This window comes from Streptomyces sp. NPDC031418, assembly GCF_055581605.1.
This window is the reverse complement of sequence record NZ_JBVIJC010000011.1, coordinates 194,025-206,716: the sequence shown is the minus strand read 5'-3', so window position 1 is coordinate 206,716 and position 12,692 is coordinate 194,025. Positions and strand designations below refer to the sequence as shown.

Genomic DNA, 12,692 nt, shown 5'->3' with positions numbered 1-12,692 from the left:
TCCAGCGTCGTGACGCCGTGGCCGCGGTGTCAGGGGCCGCAGGTCCTTGGCCGGGACCGACCGGCCCTGGCGGGACCGGGCGCGGCGCAGTTCTCCCGGGTGCGGAACGGTCCGGGAGGGGGCGTTACGGAGGTGGCGGTGGGGCTGGCTCAGTCCGTCGTGAGCAGGCTCTTGACCTCGACCACGTCGGCGATGCCCTCGACCTCGGCCACCAGCCGGGCTGCAGTCGTCGCCGGCCAGCTGGGCATGCTCCCGCCCGAACTGCTCGACGCCCGCCGGCCCCCGGGCGATGCCGACCGTTCCGGAGACACGCCGTGAGCGGGCACGGCGGCCGGACCCGATCCGGGCGGGCCGCCCGGCTGCGGCTGCTCCGCAGTCTTGCGACGGCGGATCTGCTGGAGCGCACACTGCGGCTGCTGCTGGACCGGGAGGGGCTGGGCGGCGGGCGGCCGGGGAGGCGGGGCGGGTGTGGCGGGACCGGCTGGCCGAGGCGGACGCGTGGCTGGCGCGCAGGTGCTGACCGGCGGGGAGCGGGCCCTGGCCGGAGCGGTGCCCGCAGACCGGGCACGGGTCGGTGTGCGGTGGGCCGCGCTGATGGGCGTACCCCATCCGGCGGCCCTGTCCTGGGCGGATCCCGTCCGCTCGGCGGCGGAGCCGACACCGCCGAACACCGCCTCGGCGCATGCGGAGACGGCGTACCGGGCGACGGTGCGCGCCGCCGCGGAGTTCGCCGCCCACCGGGCCGCCGCCGAGCTGCTGGGCGCGGAGACGGTCCGTACCCGGCAGCGGGTCCGGGCCCTGCGCCGGCACTGGATCCCGGACCTGGCCGCTCTGCCGGAGACCGCGCGGCGGATCGAGGCCCCGGAGCCGGTCCGCCCCGTACGGTCCCGGGCGCTGGAGGAGCTGACCGCACGGGTGCGGGCGGACCTGGAGAGCCGGATCCCGGCAGGGCCGACGGGCCGCTCCCCGGGACCAATGGCCCCTGGCAGCGCCCTCGAACGGGGGCTTGCATGGGATCGCTGCGGCACTTCCCGCGGCGAGGAGGCGAGGACGATGACCGCGACCGCATCGCCGGAGCGGGGCGACCGCCCCGCCCCCGGCCACGACACCCCGACGACCGGCAGCACCATGCACGCCCGGGTGGGCGACGAGATCGTGGTCCGCGGCACCACGGCCGGTGTGATCAGCCGGGACGGCGAGATCGTCGGCCTGCACCATCGGGACGGCACCCCGCCGTACGACATCCGCTGGGCGGAGGACGGGCGGGTCACCCTGTACTTCCCCGGCTCCGACGCCTTTGTCCGGCATCTGACGCACGCGCACGAGCCGCCGAGCGGAGGCGACCATGACGACGCCCGGTGACCGCGGACCCATCGTGGTCGGTGTCGAGGCCGACCCCACCCGTCGGATGGCGCTCGCCTGGGCGGCGGACGAGGCGGCTCGTCGGCGGCTGCCGCTGCGCCCGGTGCTCGCCGAGGGCGTGCCGACCAGGGGCGACCGGGGCCGGTCGGTGCCGCCGTCCTGGGCGGGCTGGAACGAGGAGCTGCACCGCGACGGGAAGCAGGTCCTGGAGGACGTCGTGGAGTTCGTCGCGGCGCGCCGTCCGGAGGTCGAGGTCGACGCGGTGCTCGCCGAGGGCGACGCCCTGTGGGTGCTGCGGGAGCAGAGCCGTGCCGCCACGGCCGTCGTGCTGGGTTCCTGGCATCTGGGCCGGGCCGAGGAGCTGTTCGGTTCGGCGTCGATCGCCCTCCCCCTCGTGGCGCACGCGCGGTGCCCGGTGGTCGTCGTACCGGAGGCGGAGCACGTCACCCAGGATCCCGCGCACTACGTCGTCGGTGTCGACGGCAGCGCGCACTCGGCGGCCGCGGTCGACCTCGCCTTCGAGGAAGCGGCCCTGCGGGGCGCCCGGGTGCGGGCCCTGTACGTCTGGCAGGCGGGTCCGCTCGGGGTGCTGGACCAGCACGCGGCGCAGCAGGAGTGCCGCCGGCTGCTCTCGGAGACGGTGGCGGGTCGGCGAGCCCGCTACCCCGAGGTGGAACTGCGGCACGAGCTGATCGTGGGACATCCCGTGCAGGTGCTCACGCAGGCGTCGGCACACGCGCTGGGTCTGGTGGTGGGGACCCGGGGGCACGGGGGCTTCGCGGGCATGCTGCTGGGCTCGGTGAGCCAGGGCGTTCTGCACCACGCCCGCTGCCCGGTCATCGCCGTGCCGTCGCCGGCCCGCTGAGGCCGTCTCCCCCGGCCCTCGTACATCGCGCCGGGACGGCGTCCGGATCGTTGTGCCTTCAGCCAGTACGACGTCCGGCCGGCGTGCCGGAAGACTGCCCGCCAGTGGCCACGGCCGGTCCCGGGCGCGGGGGCGGTGCCGGAGCCGGAGACCATGACGAGCACGGGGAGGACCGCACGGTGAGCGTGCAGCAGTACGACGAGATAGGTGAGGCGTTCGAGGGTTTCAAGTCGCTGCCGCTGGCGCGGTACGCGGAGGTTCCCGGTTTTCTGGCCATGGTCGGGGACGTGCGGGGCAGGTCGGTCCTCGACCTGGCCTCCGGCACCGGCTTCTACAGCAGGGAGTTCCGGCGGCGCGGCGCGGCGGAGGTGCTCGGGATCGACATCTCCGGGGAAATGGTCGCGGCGGCGCGGCGGTTCGAGGAGAATGAGCCGCTCGGGGTGCGCTATCAGGTGGGCGACGTCTCCCGACTTGCCCCTCTGGAACGGAAGTTCGACATCGCTACGGCGGTCCAGCTGCTCAACTACGCGGAGGACGCCGCGGCCATGGAGCGGATGTGCCGCGCCGCGTACGAGAGCCTGATGCCGGGGGGCGAGTTCTTCCTGCTCGGCCAGACGCCCGGCTTCCGCTTCGACGGACCGTCCCCTGCCAAGTACGGCTTCCGCGCCGAGCTGACCGGCGAAGAGGCCGAGACCGGACCCCGGGTGCGGGTCACGGCGCTGCTGGACCCGCCGATGTCGTTCGTCTCCACCCTCCCGCGCCGCGAGGTCTACGAGGAGTGTCTGCGGGCGGCCGGCTTCGGGAAGGTGACCTGGGTCCCGCTGGAGGTGTCCGACGCCGGCGTGCGCAGGTACGGCGCCGACTACTGGGCGGACTTCCACGCCAATCCGCCGCTGGAGATGCTGCGCTGCCGCGCCTGAGCCGGCCGGTGAACCCGAGCCGACCGGTCAGGGGAAGTCCGGTACCACCGCGACGGGGCAGTCGGCGTGGTGCAGCACGGTGTGCGCCACGCGCCCGAGCTGGAGACCGCCCCCGCCGCGGCGCCGCGACACGCCGACCACCAGGAGATCGGCGGTGGCGGACCGCTGGAGCAGTGCCTGGCGGGCCGGTCCCTCGAGGACACACCGGTGCACCCGCACCTCCGGGTGCTCGGCCGTGGGCTCCGCGAGCAGCGTGTCGATCAGCGCGGTGGCCTCCTCCGCGTACGGCAGGCCGGTGCTTCCGGTGCGCAGCGGGTGCGCGGCGGGCTGGTGGGCGGGGCGGCGCCAGGCGCGGACGGCGTCGAGGGGGCACTTGCGGGCCGCTGCCTCGCGCACCGCGAACCGGCTCGCCGTCCCGCTGGTGCCGGGTTCCCCGACGCCGAGCACGACCCGGCCGCGGGTGCCTGCGACACCCGCCGCGCTGCCCCGGACCACGATCACGGGTCCGGTGGCGCGGCCGGCGACGGCGAGTCCGACGGAGCCGAGGAGCAGGCCCTGGAGTCCGCCGCGACCGCGGCACCCGGTCACCAGGGCGGTGGCGTTGTGGCCCTCGTGCAGCAGCACGTCCACCGGGTCGTCGGCGAGCACCGCGCCTTCGACGGGTACGGCGGGGGCCCGGCGCCGGGCCCGTTCCCCGGCGCGCGCGACAACTGCGTCGCCGTCGTCCGGCTGATCCGCCGACGGTACGGACCGGTCGTCGTACCGCTCCCACAGCGAGGCGTACACGAGCCGCAGCGGAAGGCCGTGCAGCGCGGCCTCGTCGGCCGCCCAGTCCACGGCCAGCAGGCTGGAGTCCGAGCCGTCGACACCCACCACCAGGGGCAGACGCATGGTCCTCACCGCCTTTCGCCGGACCGGCGGCACCACGGGGGCGGTCCTGCTCCCCACGCTCACACAGCCGGGGCGGCGACCGCATGGGCAAAACGGCCCTTCCGGCCGGCAACGGACCCCCTGATCCGAGGAGCCCGGCCCCGGGGGTCAGGTCACGCTCTCCTTACGCACGGTCTCCTCACGCACGATCACGACCGGGCAGTGCGCGTGCTGCGAGACATGCTGGCTGACGGATCCGAGCAGGGCGCGGGCGAACCCGTTCCGGCCCCGGCTGCCGACGACCAGCACCTCGGCACCTTCGGCGGCCCGCAGCAGCACCTCGGCGGGGTTGCCGTGCGCGAGGAGGGAGCGGACCGCGCCGGCGGCCTCCGCACCGAGCACGTCGGTCAGCTCCGTGCGCATGCGCTGCCGTGCCTCTTCCTCGTCGACGTCGGTGTCCACGGCGGGCGCCGACCAGCCGTACAGACCCGGCAGTTCCCACGCCGTGACCGCGTCCACGGTGCCGCCGGCGAGACCGGTATAGCGCACGGCCCAGCGCAGCGCGGCGTACGAGGACGGCGACCCGTCGACACCCACCACGATCCGCGGTCCGGATAGCTCGCTGCCCATGTGTCCACCTCTCCTGCGGCTGACCGGCCCCCGTCGCTTCCACGCTGCACGCGACAGCCCGATCCCGCCACGGCAGCGGCTCCGGGGTGTGACGGCGGGCCGCGGTCAGCGGCAGGGCGCGGGACGGCGGGGGCGGGCAGTCGGTGCCGTGCGCGTCCAGGCGTACGGTGGCGGTCCGGCCGCGGTGCAGCCAGGCGCGCACCGGTGCTGGCGGTGCGGTCCGCGCCACGGTCGTGCCACCGGACCAGCGCGTGGAATCCGGTCTGCGCGCCCGCGCGCCCGTCGTACGACCAGGCGTCCGGGCGTCCCTCAGCAGCCGGACGGTGACGGCCTGTCCCGCCGCCCATGCGGTGACCGGCAGTGCCACCAGGGGCGACCGACGGCGAGAAGCGTGCGCAGCAGACTCAGCGGTCCAGGGTGAGCCGGACCGTTTCGCCGGGCTGGACGCAGACGGCGCGCTCGGCCAGGCGTACTTCGATCGGCTGCCGGTCGGAGGGCGGCACGGTGATCTCCATGGCCCGGTGCCGCAGGCGCAGCCGTACACCCCAGTGGCCCTGGTAGCGCAGGGCGAAGCCGTACGACGACAGCTCCGGCAGTGGTACGGGGTCCAGCCACAGGGCGCCGTCCCGGGTCTCCAGTCCGGTCAGTCCCCGCTGGACCAGGTCGAGCGTGCCGGCCATGGCGCCCAGGTGGACGCCCTCCCCCGTGGTGCCGCCCTGGAGGTCGGCGATGTCGCCGCGGAGCGCTTCCTGGCAGAAGGTCCAGGCCTCGGCGCGCCGGGCCCGGGCCAGCACCCAGCCGTGCACCAGGCCGCTCAGCGTGGAGCCGTGGCTCGTGCGGTCCAGGTAGTAGTCGACGGTCCGTGCCCAGGTCTCGTCGTCCAGGCGGTAGCCCAGGCGGCCGAAGAGCGCGCGCAGTTCGGACGGCGCGAAGAGGTAGCCGAGCATGAGGACGTCGGCCTGCTTGGACGCCTTGTAGCGGTTGACGCTGTCGCCCTCCGCCTCCAGGATCCGGTCCAGCCGCCGGATGTCGTCGTACCGCTTGCGGTAGCCGTCCCAGTCGAGTTCGAGGAGGTCCTCGTACCCGGAGAACTGACTGACGACCCCGTCGTGGAAGGGCACGTACAGCCGGCGGGAGATCTCCTCCCACTGCTCCAGCTCGCCGTCGTCCAGCCCGGTGCGTTCGGCGAGCTCGCGCAGTCGCGGCTCCGGGAGCGCGCGCAGCGCCTCGCCCGCCCGGGCGAGCACCCAGGCAGCCGTGACCGTGGTGTAGGCGTTGTCGTCGAGGCCGGGGGTGCGGGCGCCCGGGTAGGCGTCGTGGTACTCGTCGGGACCCATCACGCCGCGGATGCGGTAGCGGCCGAGGTGTTCGTCGCGGTCGGCGGAGTCCGCCCAGAAGCGGGCGATCTGGAGCAGCATCTCGGCGCCCTTGGTGTGCAGGAAGCCGGTGTCGCCGCTGGCCTCACAGTACTGCCAGACGTTGTAGGCGATGGCCGAGCCGACGTGGTGCTGGAGGTGGGAGTGGTCCGGCAGCCAGCGCCCGGAGCGGGGGTTGAGGTGCAGTTTCTGGGTCTCCTCGCGGCCGTCGCCGGCGCTCTGCCACGGGTACAGGGCGCCGCGCCGGCCGACGGCCCGCGCCGCCCGGCAGGCCCGCTCCAGCCGCCGGTGCCGGTACTCGAGCAGCGCCCGCGACACCTCGGGGAAGTGCAGGTCGAGATAGCGCAGGGCGAACAGTTCGTCCCAGAAGACATGGCCGCGGTAGGCCTCGCCGTGCAGTCCCCGGGCGGGCACGCCGACATCGAGTTCGGCGGTGTGCGGGGAGAGGGTCTGGAGCACATGGAACAGGTGCAGCCGCAGGATGTGTCCGGGCTCCGCGGGCACATCGAGATCGGCGCGGCGCCACAGCTGGCCCCAGGCCAGGCTGTGGGTCCGCAGGAGTTCCCCGAAGGGGGGCGCGCTGCGCACACGGTCGACGGCTGCGCGCAGCGGGTCGCCGATGGCGGGGTCGCGTGAGGTGTGCAGCGCGACGATCTTGTCGACAGTGTGGGTGCGGCCGGGGCTCAGCGCCAGGCGGGTGCCCTGGACCGCGCGGGTGCCCTCGGCCCCGCGGTGCGGCGGCCCGTCGGCGGTGAGGCGGGCGGCCATGCCGACGCGGATGTCGGAGTGGCGGGTACGGCAGCGCAGCCACACGGTGTCCGGGGAGGGGGCGGTGCCGGCGTGAACGGACGTCAGATGATGTCCGTCGAGGTCCTGGTAGCGCTGGACGCCCTGGTTGACGACAGCGCCGTCCAGGGCGGCCTCGACGTCGAGGTCCGCGGTGAAGTTCTCCGCCGTGAACTCGGTGCGCAGCGCGGCCAGATGCGGGTCGGCCATGTGCACCAGCCGCAGCTGGCGCAGCGCCAGCACGCGTCCCGCGCCGAGGTCGTAGCGGGTACGGCGCTCCAGCAGGCCGGTGTCGAGGCGCAGGGTGTGCCGGTGCTCCAGCACGCTCGCCGTCCGGGGGGTGAGCCACGGGCCGTCGGTGAGCCGGAACCGGAGCACGAGCCAGTTGGGGAGGTTGACCAGGTCCTCGTTCTCCACGAGCCGGCCAGCGATGTGCGAGGTGAGCCGGTCGTAGCAGCCGGCTGCGTAGGTCCCCGGGTAGTGCACGTCGTCGGCGGCGCATTCGGGCAGGGCTCCGCGGGTGGCGACGTATCCGTTGCCGAGGGTGCACAGCGCCTCCCGGAGGCGCTCCCGCCCGGGGTCGTAGCCGTCGTACTCCCAGGTCCACGCGGGCGCGGCGGTCGGTTCCGGCGGTGCCTCGACGGTGCTCATGCCTGGCGCGGCACGGTCGCGACGGGGCACTGGGCGTGGTGCAGCAGCGTGTGGCCCACGGGGCCCAGCTGGAGGCCGAGGCGGGCGGTGCGGTGCTGGGTGCCGACGATGACGAGGTCGGCGGCGGCCGACAGCTCCACCAGGATCCGGCCCGCCGGTCCTTCGCGCGGCCGGCGGTGCGTACGGACGCGTGGATGTGCGGCGACCGCGTCCGCGAGCAGCGCGTCGAGCCGGGCCGCTGCCGCCTGCCCGTCGTCGGCGCGGGTGCCGTGGGCGGGGCTGCGCCAGGCGTGCACGACGTCCAGGGCGCAGTCGCGTGCCTCGGCCTCGCGGAAGGCGAACCGTACGGCGTCGGCGTCGGTGTCGGCGTCCCCGAGGCCGAGCAGGATCCGCCCGTGTGTCCCGCTCACCCCGGCCCGGTCGCCGCGCACCACCACGACGGGGCAGCGGGCCTGGCCGGCGACGGTGAGTCCGACCGAGCCGAGCAGCATCGCCGCGAGCTGGCCGCGGCCCCGGGACCCCGTCACCAGCAGGGCGGCCAGGTCGCTCTCGTGGACGAGGGCGGTCGCGGCGTCCTGCGGCACGATGTCGGTGGTGACCTTCACCTCCGGGGCGCGCCGCTCGGCGCGCTCGGCCGCGGAGGCCACGATGTGCTCGGCCATCACCTGCTCGGCGGGGCGCCCCGGGTCGATCGACGGCAGCGCGCCCTCGTACCGCTCCCAGAGGGAGGCGTGGACGAGCCTGAGCGGCAGTCCGTGGCGGAGTGCCTCGTCCGCGGCCCAGTCGAGCGCCCGCAGACTCGAGTCCGAGCCGTCGACGCCCACGACCAGAGGGAGTGTCATCGTCGCCACCGCCTTTCCCGAGCTGCCGGCACCCGCGGCACCGGGGCTGGTCTCAGCCTGCCAGGGCCGGAGGGGCGGGGCGAGAGGCCCTTCGGCCCTGCCCGGGCGGCGTCCGGCCCCGCACGCGGTCAGCCGGTGCCGGTGCGGGCCGGCGTGCCGAGCCGGCCGTCACGGACCTCGGCGATCCGGTCGGCGGCGGCCAGGTAGGCGCGGTCGTGGGTGACGAGCACCGTGGCGGTGGCCCGCTCGTGGGTGAGGCGGGTGATCAGGTCGATGACGGCGGCGCCGCGTTCGTGGTCCAGGGCGCTGGTGGGTTCGTCGACCAGCAGGACGGTGGGCTCGTTCATCAGGGCGCGGGCGATGTTGACGCGCTGTCGCTGGCCGCCGGAGAGCTGGTGGGGGCGGCGTCCGGCCTGCGCGGCGAGGCCGACCGCGTCGAGCAGCTCCATGGCCCGGCGGCGGGCGCCGGAGGTGCTGCGGCCGTCGAGGTGGGCCATGACCTGGAGCTGTTCGACGGCGGTGAGGGCGGGCAGCAGGTTGGGCTGCTGGAAGACGATGCCGATGGAGCGGCGGCGCAGGGCCGCGCGTTCGGCGCGGCTCAGGCCGGTGGTGCGGGTGCCGTCGACGACGACCGTGCCGGCGTCGGGGGTGACGAGGGTCGCGGCGACCGCCAGCAGGCTGGACTTTCCGGACCCCGAGGGGCCGACCACCGCGGTGAGGCTGCCCTTGGGCACGTCGAGGCTGACCCGGTCGAGGGCGGTCAGGCGGCCGTCGCCGTCGGGGTAGGTGAGGGTGACATCGGTCAGGTGCAGGCTCATCGGGCGCTCCCGAGGGCGGTCAGCGGGTCGACGGAGGTGATACGGCGGATGGCCAGGGCAGCTCCGGCCGCGCCCAGGAAGATCATCACGGCGGCCGGCAGGAGGAGGGTCGCGGGGCTGAGCAGGAACGGCACGGTGCCGTCGGCGAGGAGGGCTCCGACGCCGGTGGCGAGCGCGGTGCCGGTCAGGGTGCCCGCCGTGAGCAGGACGACGGCCTGGCCGAGCGCGTCCTTCAGGAGGGTGGCCGTGGAGGCGCCGAGCGCCTTGAGGACGGCGACGTCGGCGCTGCGCTGGATGGTCCAGACGGTGAAGAAGGCGCCGATGACCAGGGCGGAGATGGCGAACAGGAAGCCGCGCATCAGTTGCAGGGAGCCGTTCTCGGAGCGGTAGGAGCCGATCGCGGCCAGCGAGCCGTCCTTGGTGAGGGTCTTCGTACCCGCGGCGGCGTCCGCGGCCCGGACGTCGACGCCGGGTGCGGTGTTCAGGGCGATCACGGTCGCGGTGGGGCCGCTGCGGGTGCCGGTAGGCGGTGCGGTTCCCGACCAGACGGCGAGGCTGGTCCAGATCACCGGGGTGTGGCTGAACGACGCGTCGCCCCGCACTGCGGCCACGGTGAGCCGCTGCCCGGCCAGGGTGAGAGTGTCGCCGGGGCGCAGCCGGAGATCGTCGGCGGCGGTCCTCGACAGGACGACGGTACGGGCCCCGGGGGCGCCGCCGGCGGGTGGCAGATGGGAGCCCGGTGCGACCCCGAAGGCGGACACGACGGCGCTGCGGCTCCCCGCGGTGGCCTTGGTGGTGGTGATGCCGAGCGGTTCGGCGCGGGTGACGCCGGGGGTCCGGGCCCAGCTGCGCCATTGCCGTTCGGTGACGGTCGAGTCGGAGTACGACAGCTGCTGTCCGCCGCCGGGCGCGCCGAAGGCGATCCGGTCGACGGGCAGGCCGGTGACGGCGGAGATGTTCTGCCGGCCCAGCCCGGCGGTCAGTCCGGACAGCAGTCCGACCAGCAGGGTGATCAGCACGATGACGGTGCCCATCAGGGCGAAGCGGCCCTTGGCGAACCTCAGGTCTCGGTAGGCGACGAACACGGCGCGGCTACGGCCTTTCACGTGGAGGCGAGGGGGGTGGTGGTGTGTCACCAACGGTCCCCGGCGGCCGCCCGCGGGGCATCTGGCGGGCGGCACCACTTCGGGAGCCGAAAGGGGCGGAGCGGTTTGTAACTTTCGATGGAGGCCCGGTACGGCCGCTGTCCTTAGGCTGGGAGGACTGTGAACGTCTCCCTCCGCACTCCGGCCCCGACCACCCGCGCACTGACCTGGTGTCTGCACCTGCTCGTCGTCGGCCTGCTCGCCCTGTCCGCCGTCCGTGCCGTCACCGGGGGCGGTCCGCGCGCCGGTGCGGTCGTCGCCGTGGCCGCGGTGTGCGGGCTGGTGTACGCGGCCGGGTTCCTCCTGCGCCGGGCCGGCCGGGTCCGGCGGGCCGCCGCCTGGTGGCTGGCCGCCGTGGGCGCCGTATGGCTGGTGCTGCTGGCGCTGACCGCCGACGGGGTGTGGGTGGCGTTCCCGCTGTACTTCCTGGAGCTGCACCTGCTGCGGCGCCGGTCCGGGGTCGCAGCGGTGGCGGCCACCGCGCTCGCCGCGATCACCGCCTTCGCCGCCCACCAGGGCTCGTTCAGCGCCGCGATGGCGATCGGGCCGGGGCTCGGCGCGGCGGTCGCCGTCGCGGTGGTGTGGGGCTACCAGGCCCTGTACCGGGAGAGCGAGCAGCGGCGGCGGCTGATTGAGGAACTCACCGCCACCCGTGCCGACCTGGCCCGCGCCGAGCACGCCGCCGGTGTCCTCGCCGAGCGGGAACGGCTGGCCCGGGAGATCCACGACACGCTGGCGCAGGGGCTGTCCAGCATCCAGCTGCTGCTGCGCGCCGCCGAGCGCGCGCTGCCGGACACCGCGGAGCACGCCGCCCGCTATGTGGGCCAGGCCCGGCAGGCGGCCGTGGACAATCTCGCCGAGGCCCGCCGCTTCGTCGCCGCGCTCACCCCGCCGGCGCTGGACGGCAGCACGCTGGCCGACGCCCTGGAACGGCTCTGCGCCACCACCTCCGCACGGCACCAGCTCGCCGCCCGCTTCCAGGTCACCGGCACGCCCGTGGCGCTGCCGACCGCGCACGAGGTCGCACTGCTGCGCGTCGCCCAGTCCGCCCTGGCCAACACGGTCCGGCACGCCCGTGCCACCCGTGCCGAGGTCACCCTCGGTCATCTCGGCGACCGGGTCACGGTGACCGTCCGGGACGACGGCACCGGCTTCGACCCCGACCGGCTGCCCACACCCGACCCCGAGGCCGGCGGCTTCGGCCTGGCGGCGATGCGCGCCCGGTTGCAGAGCCTGGGCGGCACCCTCACCCTCGTCTCCGCCCCGGGCCAGGGCACCACCCTGACCGCGGAACTCCCCCACGCGGGGGCGGCCGGTGCGGGGGCAGAGGGCGGTCTGGGGGTGGAGGGTGGCCCGGGGGCCGGGAAGGGAGCGGTGACCGCAGCGGGGGAAGGAACCGGACCGGGAACCGGGAGCGGACCAGCACCCAGGAACAGCCCAGGAACCGGCACCACACAGGTGACCGAGTACCAGCCACTGCCCACGAACGAGAATGGGCCGGACACACCGACCACGTCGGCCACCGGCGTACGCTCCGGGCCACCGACCGATCCCCGAGCCGAGGCCCGCCCGTGACCGACTCCCCCGTCCGCCCCGCCATCCGCCTGCTCCTTGCCGACGACCACCCGGTGGTGCGGGCCGGGCTGCGCGCCGTGCTGGAGACGGAGCCCGGCCTGGCGGTGGTGGCCGAGGCAGCCACCGCCGAGGACGCGGTCACCCGCGCCGCCGCCGGGGACATCGACGTCGTCCTGATGGACCTCCAGTTCAAGGGCGGGATGAACGGTGCCGAGGCCACCGCCCTGATCACCGCCCGGCCGCACGCCCCGCGCGTCGTGATCGTCACGACGTACGACACCGATGCCGACACCCTGCCCGCGATCGAGGCCGGGGCCACCGGCTATCTCCTCAAGGACGCCCCGCCCGAGGAGCTGGCGGCCGCCGTACGGACGGCGGCCGCGGGGCGCACCGCGCTGGCCCCCGCGGTCGCCGACCGGCTGATGCACCGGCTGCGCGCGCCCGGCACCGCCCTGACCCGGCGTGAGACGGAGGTCCTCGGGCTGGTCGCCGAGGGCCTGTCGAACCAGGCCATAGGTGCTCGGCTCCATCTCACCGAGGGCACCGTCAAGTCCCATCTGGCCCGGGTCTACGCGAAACTCGGCGTGGACTCCCGTACCGCGGCCGTCGCCACGGCGACGGGCCTGGGTCTCATCCGCCGCTGACGACGCGCCCGGAGCGGCGGCCGGTCCGCGCGGCGCAGGGGAACGCGGCGCTCAGGCTGGACGCAGGACCCGGTCGTGGCGAGGCGCTCGCCCTGCCGGGCCATGTGCACATGGTGCTCCGGTTCGGCGACGGGCCGAGGGCCGGCCGGGCCCGCGCAGGCCGGTGTCCGATGTGCTGACCGTCGTACAGGCCGAACACGTTGTGGAC

10 protein-coding genes and 1 pseudogene are annotated in these 12,692 nt (G+C 75.1%); 5 read left to right on the top strand and 6 right to left on the bottom strand.

What is annotated here, in order from left to right; all coding sequences use genetic code 11:
- Positions 1-498 precede the first annotated feature (498 nt).
- The 3 genes from ACZ5CZ_RS18560 (at position 499) to ACZ5CZ_RS18550 (ending at position 3,147) form a co-directional block, all read left to right on the top strand.
- Positions 499-1,362, top strand: coding sequence for a DUF1918 domain-containing protein (locus ACZ5CZ_RS18560; RefSeq protein ID WP_468943959.1), 864 nt, complete (start codon positions 499-501; stop codon positions 1,360-1,362).
- Positions 1,346-2,227 (top strand): universal stress protein, encoded by an 882-nt coding sequence (locus tag ACZ5CZ_RS18555; protein ID WP_385846402.1) that lies wholly within the window; start codon positions 1,346-1,348, stop codon positions 2,225-2,227. Before ACZ5CZ_RS18560 ends, ACZ5CZ_RS18555 begins: the two co-directional genes overlap by 17 nt.
- 179 nt (positions 2,228-2,406) lie before the next feature.
- Positions 2,407-3,147 (top strand): class I SAM-dependent methyltransferase, encoded by a 741-nt coding sequence (locus ACZ5CZ_RS18550; protein WP_468943956.1) that lies wholly within the window; start codon positions 2,407-2,409, stop codon positions 3,145-3,147.
- Between the two features lie 27 nt (positions 3,148-3,174).
- Here ACZ5CZ_RS18550 and ACZ5CZ_RS18545 read toward each other — a convergent pair whose 3' ends face one another.
- The 6 genes from ACZ5CZ_RS18545 to ACZ5CZ_RS18520 all read right to left on the bottom strand — a co-directional run bounded on the left by ACZ5CZ_RS18545 (position 3,175) and on the right by ACZ5CZ_RS18520 (position 10,205).
- Entirely contained in the window at positions 3,175-4,038 is an 864-nt protein-coding gene (locus ACZ5CZ_RS18545; RefSeq protein WP_385846399.1) for a universal stress protein, read from the bottom strand.
- Positions 4,039-4,185: 147 nt separating this feature from the next.
- Positions 4,186-4,647 carry a universal stress protein gene (locus tag ACZ5CZ_RS18540; protein WP_468943951.1) on the bottom strand — a complete coding sequence of 154 codons (462 nt, stop codon included), beginning with the start codon at positions 4,645-4,647 and terminating at the stop codon, positions 4,186-4,188.
- 404 nt (positions 4,648-5,051) lie between these two features.
- Positions 5,052-7,460: a glycoside hydrolase family 65 protein gene (locus tag ACZ5CZ_RS18535; protein WP_468943949.1), complete on the bottom strand. Its 2,409-nt coding sequence runs from the start codon at positions 7,458-7,460 to the stop codon at positions 5,052-5,054.
- The gene (locus ACZ5CZ_RS18530) at positions 7,457-8,302 is read right to left on the bottom strand and encodes a universal stress protein (protein WP_468943946.1); all 846 of its coding nucleotides are present in this window, start codon (positions 8,300-8,302) and stop codon (positions 7,457-7,459) included. Before ACZ5CZ_RS18530 ends, ACZ5CZ_RS18535 begins: the two co-directional genes overlap by 4 nt.
- Before the next feature lie 128 nt (positions 8,303-8,430).
- Positions 8,431-9,120 carry an ABC transporter ATP-binding protein gene (locus ACZ5CZ_RS18525; RefSeq protein ID WP_385846394.1) on the bottom strand — a complete coding sequence of 230 codons (690 nt, stop codon included), beginning with the start codon at positions 9,118-9,120 and terminating at the stop codon, positions 8,431-8,433.
- Positions 9,117-10,205: an ABC transporter permease gene (locus tag ACZ5CZ_RS18520; RefSeq protein WP_468944207.1), complete on the bottom strand. Its 1,089-nt coding sequence runs from the start codon at positions 10,203-10,205 to the stop codon at positions 9,117-9,119. Before ACZ5CZ_RS18520 ends, ACZ5CZ_RS18525 begins: the two co-directional genes overlap by 4 nt.
- Before the next feature lie 180 nt (positions 10,206-10,385).
- Between ACZ5CZ_RS18520 and ACZ5CZ_RS18515 the strand changes: the two are divergent.
- Positions 10,386-11,564: pseudogene (locus tag ACZ5CZ_RS18515) on the top strand (sensor histidine kinase); the annotation flags it as partial.
- A gap of 272 nt (positions 11,565-11,836) precedes the next feature.
- Entirely contained in the window at positions 11,837-12,484 is a 648-nt protein-coding gene (locus tag ACZ5CZ_RS18510) for a response regulator (RefSeq protein ID WP_468943942.1), read from the top strand.
- Positions 12,485-12,692 lie beyond the last annotated feature (208 nt).